Origin of the sequence: Ruegeria sp. TM1040 (assembly GCF_000014065.1) — a bacterium.
Taxonomy (GTDB): domain Bacteria; phylum Pseudomonadota; class Alphaproteobacteria; order Rhodobacterales; family Rhodobacteraceae; genus Epibacterium.
Map to the genome: position 1 here is coordinate 54757 of NC_008042.1, position 17565 is coordinate 72321.

The 17565-nt window shown below is 59.3% G+C and carries 22 protein-coding genes; 7 read left to right on the top strand and 15 right to left on the bottom strand.

Features of this window, described 5'->3' with window-relative positions; translation table 11 throughout:
* From TM1040_RS00215 to TM1040_RS00245, 7 genes are all read left to right on the top strand, one after another.
* Positions 1-822 carry a hypothetical protein gene (locus tag TM1040_RS00215; RefSeq protein ID WP_011536580.1) on the top strand — a complete coding sequence of 274 codons (822 nt, stop codon included), beginning with the start codon at positions 1-3 and terminating at the stop codon, positions 820-822.
* Between the two features lie 76 nt (positions 823-898).
* On the top strand, positions 899-1441 hold the full coding sequence (locus TM1040_RS00220; RefSeq protein ID WP_049763152.1) for a DUF4453 domain-containing protein: 543 nt from the start codon (positions 899-901) through the stop codon (positions 1439-1441).
* Between the two features lie 8 nt (positions 1442-1449).
* Positions 1450-1866, top strand: coding sequence for a hypothetical protein (locus TM1040_RS00225; RefSeq protein WP_011536582.1), 417 nt, complete (start codon positions 1450-1452; stop codon positions 1864-1866).
* Positions 1867-1868: 2 nt separating this feature from the next.
* Entirely contained in the window at positions 1869-2777 is a 909-nt protein-coding gene (locus tag TM1040_RS00230) for a hypothetical protein (RefSeq protein WP_011536583.1), read from the top strand.
* A gap of 5 nt (positions 2778-2782) precedes the next feature.
* A complete protein-coding gene (locus tag TM1040_RS00235) occupies positions 2783-3814 on the top strand; it encodes a hypothetical protein (protein WP_011536584.1) in 1032 nt (343 codons plus the stop codon).
* Between the two features lie 87 nt (positions 3815-3901).
* Positions 3902-4684: a hypothetical protein gene (locus TM1040_RS00240; RefSeq protein WP_011536585.1), complete on the top strand. Its 783-nt coding sequence runs from the start codon at positions 3902-3904 to the stop codon at positions 4682-4684.
* A gap of 277 nt (positions 4685-4961) precedes the next feature.
* Positions 4962-5762, top strand: a complete 801-nt coding sequence (locus tag TM1040_RS00245; RefSeq protein ID WP_011536586.1) for an autoinducer binding domain-containing protein — start codon at positions 4962-4964, stop codon at positions 5760-5762.
* Between the two features lie 150 nt (positions 5763-5912).
* Here TM1040_RS00245 and TM1040_RS00250 read toward each other — a convergent pair whose 3' ends face one another.
* The 15 genes from TM1040_RS00250 to TM1040_RS00315 are packed head-to-tail and all read right to left on the bottom strand — an operon-like array spanning position 5913 to position 17395.
* Positions 5913-6992, bottom strand: coding sequence for a type IV secretion system protein (locus TM1040_RS00250; RefSeq protein ID WP_011536587.1), 1080 nt, complete (start codon positions 6990-6992; stop codon positions 5913-5915).
* Positions 6993-7004: 12 nt separating this feature from the next.
* A complete protein-coding gene (locus TM1040_RS00255; RefSeq protein WP_011536588.1) occupies positions 7005-7418 on the bottom strand; it encodes a hypothetical protein in 414 nt (137 codons plus the stop codon).
* On the bottom strand, positions 7415-7609 hold the full coding sequence (locus TM1040_RS00260) for a hypothetical protein (protein ID WP_011536589.1): 195 nt from the start codon (positions 7607-7609) through the stop codon (positions 7415-7417). Before TM1040_RS00260 ends, TM1040_RS00255 begins: the two co-directional genes overlap by 4 nt.
* The gene (locus TM1040_RS00265) at positions 7606-8592 is read right to left on the bottom strand and encodes an ATPase, T2SS/T4P/T4SS family (protein WP_011536590.1); all 987 of its coding nucleotides are present in this window, start codon (positions 8590-8592) and stop codon (positions 7606-7608) included. Before TM1040_RS00265 ends, TM1040_RS00260 begins: the two co-directional genes overlap by 4 nt.
* A gap of 4 nt (positions 8593-8596) precedes the next feature.
* Positions 8597-9976, bottom strand: coding sequence for a TrbI/VirB10 family protein (locus TM1040_RS00270; protein WP_011536591.1), 1380 nt, complete (start codon positions 9974-9976; stop codon positions 8597-8599).
* Positions 9973-10668: a TrbG/VirB9 family P-type conjugative transfer protein gene (locus TM1040_RS00275; RefSeq protein ID WP_011536592.1), complete on the bottom strand. Its 696-nt coding sequence runs from the start codon at positions 10666-10668 to the stop codon at positions 9973-9975. The genes TM1040_RS00270 and TM1040_RS00275 overlap by 4 nt, the downstream gene beginning before the upstream one ends.
* Positions 10669-10670: 2 nt before the next feature.
* Entirely contained in the window at positions 10671-11324 is a 654-nt protein-coding gene (locus tag TM1040_RS00280; RefSeq protein WP_011536593.1) for a virB8 family protein, read from the bottom strand.
* 16 nt (positions 11325-11340) lie between these two features.
* Positions 11341-12150 (bottom strand): type IV secretion system protein, encoded by an 810-nt coding sequence (locus tag TM1040_RS00285; protein WP_011536594.1) that lies wholly within the window; start codon positions 12148-12150, stop codon positions 11341-11343.
* Positions 12150-13304 (bottom strand): lytic transglycosylase domain-containing protein, encoded by a 1155-nt coding sequence (locus TM1040_RS00290; RefSeq protein WP_011536595.1) that lies wholly within the window; start codon positions 13302-13304, stop codon positions 12150-12152. The genes TM1040_RS00285 and TM1040_RS00290 overlap by 1 nt, the downstream gene beginning before the upstream one ends.
* Positions 13294-13461 carry a hypothetical protein gene (locus TM1040_RS20155; protein ID WP_011536596.1) on the bottom strand — a complete coding sequence of 56 codons (168 nt, stop codon included), beginning with the start codon at positions 13459-13461 and terminating at the stop codon, positions 13294-13296. Before TM1040_RS20155 ends, TM1040_RS00290 begins: the two co-directional genes overlap by 11 nt.
* The gene (locus TM1040_RS00295) at positions 13458-15833 is read right to left on the bottom strand and encodes a type IV secretion system DNA-binding domain-containing protein (protein ID WP_011536597.1); all 2376 of its coding nucleotides are present in this window, start codon (positions 15831-15833) and stop codon (positions 13458-13460) included. Before TM1040_RS00295 ends, TM1040_RS20155 begins: the two co-directional genes overlap by 4 nt.
* The gene (locus tag TM1040_RS00300; protein ID WP_044026402.1) at positions 15823-16101 is read right to left on the bottom strand and encodes a type IV secretion system protein VirB3; all 279 of its coding nucleotides are present in this window, start codon (positions 16099-16101) and stop codon (positions 15823-15825) included. Before TM1040_RS00300 ends, TM1040_RS00295 begins: the two co-directional genes overlap by 11 nt.
* Positions 16094-16387: a TrbC/VirB2 family protein gene (locus tag TM1040_RS00305; protein WP_011536599.1), complete on the bottom strand. Its 294-nt coding sequence runs from the start codon at positions 16385-16387 to the stop codon at positions 16094-16096. Before TM1040_RS00305 ends, TM1040_RS00300 begins: the two co-directional genes overlap by 8 nt.
* Positions 16384-16998, bottom strand: a complete 615-nt coding sequence (locus TM1040_RS00310) for a lytic transglycosylase domain-containing protein (RefSeq protein ID WP_011536600.1) — start codon at positions 16996-16998, stop codon at positions 16384-16386. Before TM1040_RS00310 ends, TM1040_RS00305 begins: the two co-directional genes overlap by 4 nt.
* A gap of 43 nt (positions 16999-17041) precedes the next feature.
* Positions 17042-17395, bottom strand: coding sequence for a hypothetical protein (locus TM1040_RS00315; RefSeq protein WP_011536601.1), 354 nt, complete (start codon positions 17393-17395; stop codon positions 17042-17044).
* Between the last annotated feature and the right edge of the window lie 170 nt (positions 17396-17565).

Here is a 17565-nt window from a genome sequence, read left to right on the forward strand (position 1 = left end):
ATGCTGCCACGAACTCTGTCAGCGGCTGTCATGATGATGACGGCGACCGGGTGGTCCGGCACAGCCAACGCGCAACCTGTTTGCGGCGGCGAGGTGCTGTTTCAATGTGCAACGGACAACGCCGACTTTCGCGAGCAGATTACCGTCTGCGCAAAGGATCACAGCTATATTCTGACACGTCACGCGTTGGCGTCGGGCGAAATGTACTATGACACGCCGCTGATCGCCGATGCGAATACAACGTGGTTCAGCTGGTCCGAGGACGATCAGTTGCGGCTGGAAATCGGGTTCTGGAGCACCGACCTGGCAGAGCCCGTAACCCTGCATGCGTCGCTGCCGTGGGACGACATGGAGGAAACGCTTGCAGCGACCGGCGAGTACAGCATGTGGCTGCAATCACCGCATTGGCGCGCGCAAGTCGATCAGACATTATGCGCGCCGGAAACGATCTACGCCGACCCCGAGGCACTGTGGGGCGCCCAAGATACCCGCGGCCCGATTGCCGCGTTCTTTTCCCAGGATGAGATCATCCCGCGCGTAAATACGGTAGGGGTGGCACGGGTGGCTGACACATCTGGCCACCTCGAGGGCCTGCCGGTCTATGCCGCGGCACGCCCCTCGGCCGCAACCCCGATCTGGTGGATGCTACAGCCCGGCGACATCGTTGATATCATTGATCGTGAAAATGATTTCGTCGCCGTTGCCATCCCAACACTGGGCATGACGGAATGCTTCTTGCGGCCCGAAGCCCTTGGCCAGCCCTATAACGGGCCCTGTGCCACAGGTTGGGTCGATGGCGCCTATCTTCAGCAAATACAATAACACCGCAGGCATGTGGCGCGTGGTTCCATTTGCCTCAAGCCAGGCACATGCCCCGCGCTTGTTTAAGGAGATGACGATGAAAGCACTGGTTCTAACTGCAGCCCTTACCTGCACTGCGGGCACTGCAAGTGCCTTGTGTGAGGACGCGTGGTATTTGCGGAATATGGCCTTCGACAGAGCAGGTTATTGCTTTGGCTCTGCCCTGGGTAAGTCGGTTTTTAGTGCAGAGTGTTCGACGAAATCTCCCAGCCTGAATGACTGGGATCAGCGAATGGTCAGCGCACATAAACAATTAGAAGCCAGCTATAGCTGCAAGATTAATACCAAAGGTCGCCATTTGGCCTCTTCGTTGGTCGGAAAGCTGGATGATATCGACCTCTTGCCGACGCTGTCACAGTTTGAATCCTCCTGTGTCGGCTACACGGGCGCACCGGTTACCCTGACCAGCGGCATTGGCATGCGTGACAGCTATCCGACAGGCACCATACAAGGCGGCGCTACGGTACACTTTCGTTTTGAACCATGGGGTGGGTTTGAGTTCGTCGAGACGGAGACAGGGGCGGGGTGGATTCCCGAAGGATCGGTCACCCCCGATGTCTGCACTGCTTTTGCAGGGTGAGCAGGCTCATGCGTTCGAAGTTGCTTTGTTTTTTGGCCTTTGCGCCTGTCGTTGGTCATGCGGAGTGCCTGCCGCCTGAAACCCAGGCCCTATCATGCACCTTGCCGAGTGGAGGGCATCTGGAGCTTTGCTGGACGCCGCAAAACGCCCGATTGGCATTTGACAAGGAACCTGGCGTTCCCGCCGAGGTCAGCGTTCCCTTGGGGAATGTGACCGGCCTTACCGCCGCTGACTGGGCGTCCTCCACGCTGCGCGGCGTGGGGGCGGGCTATGAAGTTTACGTATCCGGACAGGTTGCAGGCATGAACCTGATCCGGGACGGCGGTGGAACCTCTTCATATACCTGTGCAACCGGCACAGTGAATGGATCGCTTGCGGAGCTGAACGAAGCGGCACTCTATGCCCCAGCCTCAAAGGAGAACTAAACGTGCGATCGTTTTTGACAAAATTCGGGGTCAGTCTGCTGTGCTCGGCGGGCATGGCGCAGGCCTTTTGCGACGACATTCTGGCGACACAGGTGCTGTGTCTTACTGAGGATGCAGATGAAATCAAAGTCTGCAGCAGTCAGCACCCTGAAATAGGAGATCCGGTTTTGGAACTCCACGTGACGCCTCAGATCTCGGATGGCCCGATCTATCGGCTTGCCGCCGATGTACCTTTCGGCATGGCGCCGGGTACGGGTGGGTTCCCGTGGGATGTGCATGAGTTTTCTTTCCTGCATGAGGGCGGGCGCGCTGTACTCAGTGTGAAAACACCCATGGATACTGACGACACCTCTGATGCGGAGATTTGGCTGGATCTGTTTGGACGCGGAACCGCCCCAGATCGCAGCCTCTCTTGCATGCAACCGGCCCTGAGTGCGGAAATCGAAAACCTTTTGGCGTTGCGTCGTGTCTCAATGAATACCATGCGCACGGGGCCAAGCGCCGATAGCGCTCCGTTCTACCAGCCGAGCAAGCCCATCTCCGGTGCCACGCCCCATGGCAGTTATAACTGTCGAGAAGTCGCCGGCGTGTTAAGCAATGAAGGCACCGAAAACGGCCAGATCGCGCTCTTTGCGGCACCATCGGACGAGGCTGCGATCCTTGGCTATGCGTTTCCTTCCGACCTCGGCTCCGCTTTTGAATGCGTCTCAGAGGACGGCTTCTCTGGCATCATCTGGGTAGACCCCGACAAAGGCGACGGTGCCGGCGGCTATATGACCCAGCTCGATTATGAGGCACGACTGGCTGCGTGCTCCATGACGGCCGATGATTGGCCGCAAGACCGAGCATATTGGGGCAACTGCTCTAGCGCGTGGGTGAAACAAGGCAATATTGCCGGCTTTGGGGGCTAACGCAGATGAAGCGCTATTTTATCGTGGCGAGTTTCGCCGTCTGTGCAGCTCCGGCATTTGCCGACTGTGAGGGCGGCGGGACGCAGGTATTCTATTGTGACACGGAGAATGCCTCTCGCGTCCAGGTGTGCCTGCAAAATGAAACCGTTCAGTTCCTCGGCGGTCCTGACCTGTCTGACCCAGTCTATGACCTGTCCATGCCAGTGCAGTTCATGCCCTACCTTTCAACCGGAATCGCGCAATCCGAAGAAGATTTCAGCTACATCCGCTTTTATGAAGGTGAGCGTGTTTTTACTGTGGGTTTGGATCGGGATCTGGAGTTCGCCTCAGCGGCGTTGGGGCTGGCCTCTGACTTCCTACCTGCGAACGAGGAGGCCTGTAATCCGGATTCAATCGTCGATAACTTCCAAGTGCTTGACCAGTTTGCCCTGACTACAGGCCGGGTCGCGCCGGTTGTATCCTTCCCCGAGGTGTCTCCGAACTGCGGGCCGATCCATGACCTGCGGCCTGCGGACTGGATGGAGGATAAGAGCGTCACTCCGATTCACCTCGGGCCTGAGGAGATCACAACCGAGGTCATACCGGTGGATCAGAACGTTCGCGCCTGTGGCGCTCCGGTTGAGGGCTGGCAGGGGGTACGGTTCCAGTCCTATGGGTTTGAGTGCGATTTGAACGCACCGGATGCAATCGGCGCCGTGTGTAGCTCCGGCTATGTGCGCCTGTCTCAACTTGCAGAGATCTCCGGCCCGGCGTCAGAGCTTTCCCGCCCACAGGCGCTTGCCTGTCAGGCTGGTGGCTTTCGGTTTGTGATGGCGCGCGCCGATAACGGAGCCGTCACAATCGAAAACGAGCAGCTGCGTATGACCCTGTCACCGGGATCGGGGCCGCGGACCACCACCGATACCGGGTCTGAGCAGGTTATGCGCCTGAACGACAAGCTAAAGCTTTCGGTCTCTTATGACACGCTTGAACTCAATGTGTCCCACAGCGAGCAGGGCCAGCAATCCGGCATCTGCGTACCTGTGGATCTGAGCTAAGTTTCAAAATGATCCGAGATTTGCCTTTGCTGCGGGTAAAGCCGTGGCAGGGCCTTGTTTTTCAAACCATTTTCCAGGAATGCCTTGATGGCTTTCAATCGGGCTCTTGCGACAACCGTCGCATTGATATTGTCGCATAGCGCAGTGTCTGCCGCAGATCTGGCAATTATCGGTGGTGCTAACTTCTCCCAGTCCTCCGCACAAATCCGCGCAACTTTTGAGGCGGAGGGCTATCGCTGTGAACGCATGGGCGTCATGGATCCTGACGATGGAAAACTCGATGAAAAAGGCTGCGCACTTTGGAAGGACGAGTTTTCCTTTTCTAGCTCGGATACGCGCGTGATGTGGACGATGCGCTATCAAAAAGACAACGAGATGCGGATCCTCGTCCTTGGAGAGCAGCAAGGCCTGGATCGCGTGTTGATGCTTGGCCAGGCCACGTTTTTCGAAGATGCGGCTATCGAGATGTCCTCCTCGGAATTCCTAGAGGATAGGCTTGCTGTATTCTTCGAGGTCACACCGACATTCGGCACCTTCGATACCTCTGAGGATGCGTTAGATCTGTGCTTCCTGATGACGGAGGATATAACTGTCCTGACCCCTGCGGGCTTGCCGAGTTCTGCATTGGAGGAAAACCAGAGGTTTCTTGGCTCTCCAATCAGTCCGGCAGCCATCCTCTGCGAACGTTGGATGAACCGGAAACGCGATGCGGTTGTCGATTTTGCCCGATCAGATGCAGGTCCAGCTTATGCGCGTAAGGTCGTGTATTACGCCGACGGCGGTAAACCTCAACAGTACATGGACATGCTGTGGAATGTTCCGGCAGTGGTGGGTTGGAGCCTAGCCCCCCTTCAGGTCGAGGGTAAATAGCCTGTATATTGCTTCCAGCGGTAGTATATTGGTCATGAAAGGCCCTGCTTTCTGCGTGCCTTTCATACCGTTTTCTTGCGAGGTTTTGTGACTCTGTCCTGTTTACCCAGCTGGCGGGCACGGAAATCATGCTATCGGAGAGTACGGTGAAGTGGTTTCGCCTAAAAGGTGAAGCGCGGATGTTGCGAAGATTTTCCCCCTAAACATCGTTGAAACAATTGTTATTTCAGTCTTTGTATTCCGGCAACAAAGCCGCAAGTAGATTTAAGACTGAACTATGTATGCGCCCCTTGATCTAATCCGAGATATCACCGACGCACCGACACTTGATGCAAAATACAAAGTTTTTTCAGGCTTTATGGAAGCGGAGTATGGTTATGTCGGCGTCAATTATGGCCTGTTTCTAGATACGCGGTCGCTACATGCCATTCACAACAATCATGTCTCTAAGCGATCAGGTCTGCCCAATGAATGGCGCGAAATCTATCAGCGTAACAACTATGCTCTGGATGACTATGGTATGCGGATGGGGGCTCTGACTCGAAAACCAATTCTGCAATCAAGCTTTTATCGCGCATTGGACGCAAATGAGTTGCCCGAAAATTTCGCGCGCGTCGTTGGAGGGGTGCGCAACTTCGTATCCTCTGGGGTTGTCATCCCACTACAGGCCAATGGGATGAGAGGCATTATCGGTCTTTTTGATCCATCCGGTGATATCCTCAAACATGATGCGCGTTTTGAAAGGGACAGGACGACCATCCAGACGCTCGCAAATTATCTTCACATGTGCAGTGATTGGTCGGACGACATAATTGTTCAGATGGGCCTGAGCGAGATGAACCTAAAAGTACTGCGTTTGAAAGCGCAGGGCCTGCGGATGAAAGAAATCCTGTATGAAATCCAGCGCGATAACCCCAAAACTATTCACAGCCACATGCAGCGAGTTCGCAGGGCTTTGGGTACACGCAACGACATGGAAACTGTTCAGCGTGCGGCAAAGCTTGGGCTGCTGAAGGAAGATAGCTTCCCGGTTCACCAAGTTAGTCCTCAGCTTTATGACGCGTTGGGGCTACGGTAGGATTAGCCCGGCGCGCCGGAACGTTGGCGAACAACGTCTGTCTCCATAATACGTGCGGCTATGCACTGATTTCGTTGTGAAGCAGACCAATATTAGCGTTGTAACGCTGCGCCGCAGCGGGTCTTGAGGATGAGTGATTGCAGTGGGCTGTTACCGTTTACCGAGACGCCCCAACCTTGAAAGCTGTGCCAGCATACGGGTACCGGTTCCAGTCACACTGCTTGCTGGCACATCTGTTGGTCTGCCTGCTGAGTTCGATCTGCTTGGCAACGCTTGCATACCGAAGAACTGCCGCGCTCTGAGGGCTGCATATTCCGCACCGCTTGCCCCACCGGTCAGGTAGCGATTGTAGGCCTGCTGGCTGCCCATTGCGGCGCGGGCAAAGCTGTAGCCGCCGCTGAGACCACCGGAGAGGGCGGGCATCATGATGTTTCCGGAGATCGCGCGGACGATGAAGGGCGTGGCAATGATGAAGCCCTTGGCCATGAGGACCATCATGAAGAAGGGGATGAGCGCGCCTATGTTTGGAGCCCCTTCCGGGTCGCCAAGCTCACCGATCAGAGCGGAAGAGACGCCAGTGATCGTTGCGAATACCCCTGCGACGACGATTGGGTAGAGTGCAAAGGAAACCAGTGCCGACAGCCAGCGTGCGAAGTAATCTTTGGTCACCTCGAAGAGGGTGAGGAAGATCATCACCGGCGCGATCCCGATTAGAAGTGTGATCATCAGGCGGGACGCCACAAGGATGAAGGCGGCCAGCCCGCCGAGGATCGAGAGCAAGAGGACCCCGACAATGTCGAGCATGGCGCCGGCCATCCAGTTCAATTCTGAACCTGCGGCGTTCAAGTAGTCCCCCAACTCGGCGATCAAACGGTCGAATTCTTCGGAGAAAGTTCCAGAAGGGCCAGGAGTTCCACCGCCGACCGAAGCCACGAGCGCCCCCGCAATGCTGTCGATGCCAGCTAGGATGGCGGAGGAGAGCGCGTTGAACTGCACCCAGTTGGTTGCAAATATCCCGATCAACCCGATCTTGACCGCGAGCCAGAAGGCCGTGCGGCCGTCCATCGCCTTGTATTGGTAGATCATGTTCACGAAGACGAGAATCACCACGAGCGTTGTTCCCAGGACGAGAAGCGTGCCGACCGTTGCCGCGACCGACCCGAACTGGGTTTCTGCTGCGGTGTCGAGATAGCCCTGGGAGGTTTCAACGAAATAAGTGACGACGCTCATAACGGGGCTGCCTTACCAATTGCCCGCGGTTTCGCAGATGGCTTTAGCCTCGAGACGAACGTCGTTGGCGCGCCGATTGTAGGCGTCGGATGCTTCCAGCATTTTCCAGCGTTCGTCACTCGCGTGCTGCTCATGAAACTCCGCCTCGGCCGCGTCCCAAGAGGGGAAGCGGGTTTCACAGTCGCAGCTTTCGGTCTCGACGATGCGCTCGAGGTTCATGGCGCGGTAGATGTCTTGGACCAACACGCGTTGATAGGCTTGGCGCAGGGGGATTTCTTGCATCCAGACGGGCTCGGCGGGCCGGTCTGAACAGACGTCGAAACTGCGCTCGAGGGTCGGCACCAGATTGCGCTCAGCGAAGCCGGATGCCGACGTCAGGCCTAGGACCAGCGCAGTCACTACGAGGGTACAGCCCACCTGCCTCATACCGTGGCTCCGGCGGGTGTGGTCTCACGCTTCAGGAAGACCGTGTGTCCCACATTGGCGAATTCCGAGGAGCTGATCGACACGACCTCCCAGCCTTCGGCCCCCTTCACACTCAGGCTGACCCGCATGTCGGCAAGACTAGTTTTGCGGGTCAAGGGAAAGGACAGGATATCGTATTCAAAGGTTTTCATTGGGAAACTCCGATCTCGGTTGCGCCGGGGAGGTAGAATTCTGTGATGCCGCGTCGGCCGTCATGGCGCCCGGCCTGGATGATCACGTCAATGGAGTTCTCGATGTACTGGATCATGTCGGCATAGGTCATCGGGATCTCGGTTTTGAGCGCGGCGATTGCGAGGCGCTGCACGGCGAGTTGCGGGGTTTCGGCGTGAAGCGTGGTCATTGACCCGCCATGACCTGTGTTGATCGCCTCGAGGAACGTCATGGCCTCTTTTCCCCGCACCTCGCCCAGGATGATCCGGTCGGGGCGCATGCGCAGCGTGGCAGTGAGCAGCACATCGGCGGTCTGGAATTCCGCGTCGCGATTGGCGATGAGCGTCACGGCATTTGGCTGGGTCGGCAGAAGCTCGGCGGCTTCCTCGATGGTGACGATGCGTTCGTCAGCAGGCACATGAGAGAGGATCTTGCGCGCGGCGACGGTCTTGCCGGTGGAGGTGCCGCCCGAGACTATCATGTTGAGCTTGTTGTCGACGCAGAAGGCGAGGGCATCATCGATCACACCCGCCGCCACCACCTCGCGGAGTTCCCGGGTTTTCTTGAGGCGGAGTTTTTCAAGCTTGCGTTCCTTGCCATAGAGAAAGTCGAGTGCGATCCCGTCGAGCGGCAAGCTTGAAAAGAACCGAAGGCTGATGGACATGGCTGAGAGCACTGCAGGAGGGGTGATAACCTGGGCGCGGATCGGGCGACCCTTGTAAGTGATTGAGACCGAGACGATGGGGCGGTCCTTGCTCATGGTGGTGTTTGCGGAGGAGGCAATCTGGTTGCCGAGGTCTTTCACTTCCGTTGCGGTCAACGCCTGGTCCAGCTTTCGCATGAAGTGATCGCCCTGGAATTCACCCCAGCAGCTGCCATCGGGATTGATGCAGATCTCGATAACATCGTCGCGGGCGGCGGCGTCGATCCGATCAAGCGAGGTCTGGAGATAGCTCAGCGACATGGGCTCAGAAAATCTCCAGATCGCGGTCGACCATCACCGTGACGCGCGCGCCCTGGTCCACATAAATGACGGGACCGATCGAAAGGTAATCGCCGATCACGCTGTCCGTAGCATCGGCAAGATCATCGCCCACGTCTTCGAGCACATCCGCTGCGGTCTCATCCTGCACATTTGCAGCGGCGGCACTTGGCGCGGCGGAAATCAGCGAAATCAACGCCGCTGAGCCGAAGCGCTCATCAAACCGGGTGTCGACAAAGCCGGTCACGCCGGAACGGCCAAGTTCATCGCCCCCGAATGAGCTGATCTGGATCGTCTGGTTGTCAGGCAAGATGACCCGGTCCCAGGCGATGGTGACCCGGCGCTGCGCGATATCGACCCCCGAACGATAACGCCCGATGAGACGGGAGCCGCGTGGGATCAGGAGGCGGGAAGCGTCGAAGCTAAAGACATCTTCCGAGACAACAGCACGCGTTTGGCCGGGCAGGGCGCTATCGAGAGCGGTTTCCATGACGGCCTGGATCATCGTGCCCTGAATGATGGTGTTGGAGGGATTGGCGATCACTTCTGCCTGCGTCACGGTGGAGGGCAGCGCACCGTTCAACACGAAATCCGTCACTTCGCCAAAGGTGCGCTCGGTCAGCGCCGTCTCATTCGCACCGGACGTGCCACCAAAGGCAATGGTGGGCGAGGTGATGCGGCGCTCCTGAAACGCGCGCTCCTCCGCGGCGCGGCGTTCAAGTTCCGCGAGCCGTCGTGCTTCTTCCTCGCGGCGCAGCCGTTCTTCTTCCCGCGCGCGCAACTCGTCCTCGGTGGGGCCGATGGGTGCCGGAAGGGGGCGGTTGGCTTCGAGCTGCGCAAGTTCGAGGTCCATGCGGAGTTGCTCGAGCTCGCGATCGCGCGCCGTGAGTTCATCGCGAAACTGCTGTTGCGCGGCTTCCGACGCGGTTTGCAGCGCAGCGATCTGAGCGGTCAGCGCGTCGATCGCCTCGGCGGCGGCGGTGTCTTCCTCGACGACCGGTTCAGGGGCGTTGCGCAATTCCTCGATCTGAGCCTGCAGGGCGGTGATCCGCGCCAAAAGCTCAGCATTGGGTTCGATCGGATCGGGTGCGACGAACACAACCTCGGGCTCGCGCGGGGGCAAGGTCTCGATGGCGCCGAACCCGTCGCCTTCGTTCTGGAACACGTCCGGCGTGGCCGTGAGAAGGGCTTCCTCTTCCTCGGGTCGGGACAGGAGATACAGCAACGCACCGCCCGCGCCGATCACGAGGACGACGACCAAAGCGAGCAGCGGTGAGCGCCGTGGGGCAGGGGGCGAACCAGCGCCCTTGCCTTGCTCCAGGGCAGCGAGACGTTTCTCGAGGTCCGCGTTTCCGGTATCGCTCATGAGCCTACCCCCGCAGGTGGTGTGGCCTCGATACAGACCACCTCTTCCCCGATCCTCAACACCCATTGCCTGTTCACCCCGGAAACCCGGATCACGCCATTCTCGGTCGCTTGCGTGTTGACCGTCCGTTCACGGCCATTCGCGTAACGAAAGATTGCGGGCACGGGCGCGTTCCGAGGGAATTCGAAATACGTGAAGGTCCCGTCATCCCAGACCCGGGTCGGGGTGAACTCGGTCCGCGCGCTGGCGCCGTAATTGTAGTTCGGCGCTTGGGCGGCGATGGCCCGGGTCGGGCGCGTATCGTCCTCCGGATAGCGGAATTGCACCACGTAAAAGGTCGGACTGCGGACCTCCTGGACGTTGAAATAGTAGCTGCGGCGGCTGGTATAGACGGTCACGTTGGTATGGACACCGCGCGCGACGGGCTTGATCGCGAAGGCTTGCCCGCCCGGCACGCCGTCAATCTCGAAGCCTTCCGTGTCGCCTGCGATGATCGAACGGATGCTCTCGCCGTCCCCGAACTCGATGGTGGTCACATGGGTCAGCGAGACATTGAGGCGATAAACCTGACCTTCCTGGTATGTGGCCAGTCGCACCCGATTGTCATTGGGACCGCCGCGCGGGATGGCTTCGGCAAGGGCGAGGCCGGGCAACAGGGCTATCAGCAAGAAGAAAAGTCGAACTGGGAACAAATTCAATTCTCCAATCTGTCGGAGCGGATGGAATATTCGAGGACCGTGAAGCCGAAGGGATTGGTCCAGACCTCATCGATGGAGCGGCGGGTCTCGGGGCGGAACTCGAAGAGAAGCGTGGCGGTGAAAAGGCCTGTCTGAACGCCATTGATTGACGTCAGGCGCTTGCGCAGTCGGACCGTGGCGCGGTTGGTGCCGATCCGGTTGATGCTGAGGATTTCGACATCAAGCCTGGCATTGGGGCCATAGACCGTCGGCGGATAATTCTCGTTGGCGCTGTTCCAGATCTGGCGCAGCCTGCTCTCGGCAGCTCCGTCCGAGCGGCGCAGGACGCTGCGGATGCGCAGATCGTTGTCTAGCTGGTTGTAGACCTCCCGGTCGGTCACATAGCGGAAGACTTCCGCCTCGATGATCGCCTGGTTGGCGGTCACCGAGGAGGCGCCCACCGAGGCTTCGGGGAGTGCAAAGCCGGTTGCGGGATCATAGGGCACGACCACAGGCGGCGGATCGACATCGAGAATTGCGACAGTCGCCGCGCTCAGGCATCCGAGAATGCCGAAGATGAGCCCGATGAGCCCAAGGCGCTGCCAGAGCCGTTCGCGGCGCAGCGCACCATAGACCAGCTCTTCTTCGATGATTTCTTGTTCACTCGCCACCTGTCACAACCCTTGATCAGTCTGCCCGCAACTCGGGCAGCGTGAAGTCCATAAACCGCTGCTCCTCGGCGATAGTTGCGGCATCGATCACGCCGCCTGTGCCGTCGCCCACGGTCTGCACCGCTTCGAGCTGCCACATGGCGACGAGCGCAATTGCCAGTTCCGCCGTCACCCGCGTGTTGAGGTCGATGCTTTCCTTGAGTTCGTCCATGTCGTCGATGAGACCGACCAGCCTGTCGACGCGTTCCAGCGATTGGCCTGCGTCTTCATAACTGTTCTGGGCAGCTGCCGAGACGAGCGCGCCGGTCGTCGCTTGTGTCGCCACACGATTGGCCCCGGGATTTCCGCTGGTGGCCATCTCGGAGAGGGTGTCGTCGTCAAATCCGAGATCGGCTAGCACCCGGTCCATCTGGGTTTCGATCTCGCCCGCACCGGAGCCGGACAGGTCGGAGAAGTCGCCTGTCTTGATGGCCTCGATGGTGGCGAGGATGTCCCCGAACTCCTGGTCGAGAAGGCCATTCAGCTCATCCTCCATCTCGGTGCGGATGATTTCGGGAAGTTCAGCAAGACGGGTAAGTGCTTCGTAGGTTCGTTGCAGCTCCGCGAGTTGGTCCGTGAGTGTGGCAAGCTGTTCGCGGAGCTGCGTCAGCTGCTCGTTTTGCAGGATCTCGTCTTCGATCATCTGCCGGAGCTGCTGGATGTTTTGCGCAATATTCTGGGTGTCGACGACCGGCACACCTTGCGCCACGGCAGCGGACAGGGTGCCGAGATGCAGACCGATCCCAAGCGTCGTGGCCAATGCCATCCTCACGAGCAAATCTCTCATCAGTCTATCTCCCTAATCGTAAAATCCATGAACGCGCCTTTGGCCATGCGGGCGCTGGCCTGGGCCAGCTCTTCGGCGGAGAGCAGCCGGGTGCGGGCGGCCTGCAGCCGGACGCGGGCAGCCACGAGGCGCACGATTTCGGCGCGTGCATAGGTGTTGAGTGCGATGCTTTCCTGCACGTCTTCGGTGTCGGAAATCCGCTCGACGATGTCCGCAATGCGCAGGGCGGCCTGCCTGATCGCAGCGGGTGAGTTGTTGCCATAAAAGGCCGCCCCATGACCCGTGAGGGAGAGGTTTGCATTTGCCAGAAGCGCGGGGTCGATCGTACCGAGCGCTTCGATCCCGCCGATGCGGCCCAGGTAGAGATTGTAGCGTTCGGGGATGACCTGAACGTAGTGCTGGGTCTCGCGGAAGGGTGGCACGCCCCCATATTCGAACACGCGACCGGGTCCGGCGTTATAGGCCGCGAGCGCGTTGATGATATTGCCATCGAAGGTGTTGAGTTGGGTGGCGAGATAGCGCGCGCCGCCATGCACCTGCAGGTAGGGGCTGTCATAATATTCCGGGTTGATGCCGAGATCGCTGGCCGTACCGGGCATAATCTGGGTGAGGCCAAAGGCGCCGACCGGTGAGCGGGCGCCGATGGTGAAGCGGCTTTCCTGCCAGATGAGAGCCTGCAGCAGCGCTCGCCATTGGACTGGGGAGAGGCCCGCGCGGCCGACGCCCGCAAACCCGCTGGTTTCCTGGGCGACGCGGATGATGAGCTGCTCGATGTTTTCTGCCGCATCCCCGAACATCTGTGCGCCGCCGGGATTGGGGTCGATCTCGGCATTGCCATAGACCGCTTCGACGGAACGGGCTGGATCGCCGCTTCCGTTTTCCAGCCCTGAAACCATCGCGGGTAGGCCTTGGCCGCCGAAGCTGGTTTGGGCATCGAGGATGCGCTGCAGTGTTTCCAGCTGTTCGCGCTCGATCTCAGCGATAAGTTCGCGCACGGAGAGCTTGTTAGCCTGGATGGCAAGGTCTGCCTCCCGGTCACCGGTCTCGACGATGTCACGTGCAGTAAGCCCGCTGTCATTGGTCGGCACGCCTTGGGAAAGGGCGATTTCGGGCAGCAGGCAAAGCACGAGAATATGGGGCAGTTTAGACTTCAATGCCGCCCTCCGGCGCGCCAACGGGCGTGAAGGTGCAATCTGGCGCGACGGGGGCCGTCGAGGCGAGGAAAGTAAAGCAGTTTGCCTTTGGTTCCTGGTATTGAGCGCAGGAAGCCAGCACGCCGAGCGCGGCCAAAGCTAGAAATATGCGGATCATGAAAGCCTCCAGAAGTCCGGGCGGTTGCGGTAATCGGAACCGACGAGGGCCTCGCCTGTTTCCATGCCGCCGAGGATGGTGAGATTGGGTCCGAGGGCGCTCAGATCGGCATCGACGACGATGGATCCCTGGTCGTCGCGGATGAGCGCAAGGCGGCTGTCGCTGCCGGTGTTGAGAAGAACGTCGAGCTCCTTCTCATAGAGGTTCAGCATCGCGTAATCGGCGGCATGGGCGCGGATGTTTGGGAGCAGGATTTGCGTGGGCACCGCCTCGACGATGGTCTTGCCGGTCCGGGTGCGCTCGAGCTGGCTGGCGTATTGCGTCATCATCACCGCGACGGTGTTCTGCTTGCGCGCGGTCACGAGCCAGTTAGACAGCCGCTCTGCGAAATACGCGTTGTCGAGCGCCTTCCACGCCTCGTCGATCACGATGATGGTGGGACGGCGGTCTTCGATCTCCCGCTCGACCCGGCGGAAGAGATAGGAGAGGACCGCCATGCGTTCCTTCTCGGCCTCACTGTCGAGAATGCCGGTAAGATCGAAGCCTACCACATCGCCTTCGAGCGAGAAGGTGTCTTCCAGAGTTTGCCCGAAAATCCAGCCGTAGCGGCCCTCTTCGGTCCACTCGAGCAGGCGCTGGTGCAAATCGCCGCCATCATCGGTGGACACAAAAAGCGACGCGAAATCCCGCCAGTTCCGCAAGGCCGGATTCGTGGCCTGCGCGTTCTGGCGCACAACTTCCTGGATGCGGTTGGTCTGCGCGGGTGTGAGGGGCTTGTCGGCGCGATAAAGCAGCGTGGCGAGCCAGTCCGACAGCCAGGCGGTGCCGCGTGCATCGGTCTCGGTCCAGAGCGGGTTGAGGCCCGTGGGCTGCCCGGCTTTAAGCGATGCGTAGCGCCCGCCATTGGCGCGGACCGCCATCTCCATACCGAGACGGTAATCGAAGACGAAGATCCGCGCCCCTGCTCGACGGGCCTGCGTCATGAGGAATGCCGAGAGCACCGACTTGCCCGACCCGGGCCGTCCCATGATGAGCGTATGCCCGCTGGTCGGCTCTTTTTCGGGGCTACCCTGTTCGTGATAGGAAAACCGGTAGGCGCTTTGTTCGGGTGTGGGCAGATAGGTGATGACCTTGCCCCAGGGTGTTTTCCCTGCCGGCTTGCCGAGCTGGGTCCGATGGAACGCCGCGAAATCTGCGAAGTTGCGATTGGTGATCGCACTGGCGCGCACGCGTTTCGGTTGGTTGCCCGGATGCTGGCTCAGGTAATGCGCCTTGGCGGCGACCCGCTCGCCGATCATCTTAACACCTTCGGCGGCGGCGGCGTTGACGATCTCGGCGCTCAGCGTCTGCAGCTCGTCGAGCGTATCGCAGAAGATTGTCACCACCATGTGGTGCTCACCAAAGCTCTGGCGCTTGGCCTCGAGATCATCGGCGGCGATGTCGAGGGCTTCCATCAGCGAGAGGGCCGCGTCCTGGCTGGCCTGCATCTGGCGCTTCTGGCGCTTGATCCGACCGGCCATGAGGTTCGAATTGATCGGCGTGAAGGAATGCGTGACGATCATGTCGACCGGCAGGTTCAGCATGTCGAACATGGTGCAGGAGGTGCCTTCCGAGTATTCCCCGATGGTGAAACTCTTGCCGTAGCGGTGTCCCACGACGCCTTCGGAGAGCTCGAAGTGATCGCCTTGAAACGTCACTCGCGTGTTGGCGGCGTTGAAGGACAGGAAGCCATAGGTGTTCGCCGGATAGAGCGGCAGTTCCTGGCCAGTATTGAGAGCCCCCAGAAAGCCGATCAACTCGCCAGTCTCAGCAGAGAGAATGCGCGGGTTCAGCTCGCTCAAGCCTGACAGGAATACGTTCACGGCCTCGCCTAATCGGCGCAGGCGTTTCTCAGTTGCCTTCTTCAGCCGGTTCGGAGCGCTGCGGTTCAAGAAGGGCAGGACGCTTTTGGGGGGTGGGCGGTGAATGATGGTGAGGGTCAGGGTCTTGTCGCGCAGGCCGCTGGTCTCCAGTTTCTTGCGCCAGAGACGGTCAACTTCTCCAGCAAAGCTGTCCTTACGAATTGGGTCCAGATCCGGTTTGATCGCCTTTGAGACCTTGTGGACGTAGTAGCTGAATTCCGGCCCCAGCTGCGCGATGATCCGAGCAAAGAGCGCGGTCACCTTGTCGAGATAGGTATCATCTGTGGTGTAGCTGTTGACCCCATCGAACCGGATGCACTGGAAAAGCTCGTTGACCCGGGTCCGCACGGTCTGGTCATCAACTAAGCTCACATAGGGCAGCATATGCGCGAGGCGGGTTTCGCGGCTATACCAGTCCGGTGTCATCGTGCGGAGATCGAGCGCATCTTTACGGGCGTCATCACGGGGCATAGCTGTCCCCGCCATGGATGGAGCGGTTTCGCGTGGGGGGCGTCTCCTGCAGCGCGGTCATCATCACGTCGATGAAACGCGGATCCCAGTCGGCGGCTTTCCAGAGCACTGGATAGAGAAAGGCGGTTACGCCCAACACCACGATGTGTTGGATCCAGACGAAGAGAAGCACTGAGCCGAAGAGCCAGACCATCGCGTACATGATGGGCAAGCCCAAAAGCTTGGGCGGGCGCACGAGGCCGAGGAAGAGAGGCGAGCGCTCAGCCACCGGCGAAAACCGCGGCGACGATGGTGGGGGCGGCAGCGACGCCGGCGATGCCCACAAGCACCCAGAGCGCCTGGCGCAGATCGATGATGTTAAAGAACCAGCTGAGGAAAACGCCCAGCACGGCAAGCGTGGCGATCACCACGCCGAGCGGGCCGGTCAACGCATCGACGATACCCTGTAGAAGGCTCTGAATCGGCGAGAGATCGATGCTTTGCGCAAGGGCGGGTTCGGCAATGAGCAGGAAGAGCGCCAAAGAGGCGACGAATAGGTGTGAAATGTGCTTCATGAATTTGGTGCTTTCAATCGGGCCACAACTGTCATGACACGGGTCAAGTGGTTCTGGGTTTCTCGGTAGGGGGGAATGCTGCCGTAGTGGTGCACAGCTTCGGGTCCGGCGTTGTAGGCTGCGAGGGCAAGACGCGGATCGCTGAACGACTGCAGCATCATTGCAAGATAGCGGGCGGAACCATCGAGGTTCTGAAGTGGATCACGCGGGTCAACACCCAGATCGCGCGCCGTCGCGGGCATCAATTGACCAAGGCCTATAGCGCCCGCGCTCGAGATCGCATCCTGTCGATAGGCGCTCTCAACCTCGATATTAGCCCGATAGAGAGCCAGCCAATCGGTCACGGAAAGCCCCGCGCGGCGCAGCCCAGGATGTCCGGCATAGCGCAGGGCGGTGGTTTCGATAGCCGTGAGAACATCGGCGCGGGGCAGGGGAACGGGCCGCGCAAGGGCTGCCAATTGGATTTCGTCTGGCCCAAGGTCAGTCTCACCGAGGATCGCCAGCTCATCAGCCGCGGACTCCTGGCCGATCCCGTCATTGTAGTTGCGGGCAAAGCTGTCCTGGGAGCGGGACGGGGTCAGAGAGCCATCGCTCTCCATGACCAGCACCATCTGCGCAGAGGTTGAGCCGGCGAGAAACCAGAACAGGAGAAGGCTACTTGCTGCCGCCTTTGTCGGTCGCAGCCAGCTTGTGTGTTGTCCGCTGGCCTTCTTCGAGCGGGACATCGGCATGGGAGAAGCCAATGCCAATGAGGAAAGAGACCACGCCCGTGATGGTTTTAAACTCACGGATCTTGATGTCGTTGTAGGTCGTGCGAGTACGGGCAGTGACGAGAAGCTTTTCAATGCCCTCGTCAGAGACGGCGCGCATAATCCAAACCCCGTAGTAACTCGGGCCCTTCTTATGTGCCGACTCTTGGCAGAGGATTTCAGCGCTATAGCCGCTTTCCACGAGTTCGCGGAAACGTGCTTCCGTAACCACATTTGGTGCTTCGATGTCCCAGTTCATGGCCCGGCTCACGCTTTCTTAAAACGCGCAACATCCGGGCATTCTCGCTTGAAGCCCAGAGTTACGATAGTATATTATGTACCGCAAGGTATATTTTGAGAGTTGCGGCTGTATCTCAGCTACTCAAACTCTAGGCACTGCTGTTAGCGTCTATCAAGGGAAATAGGGTG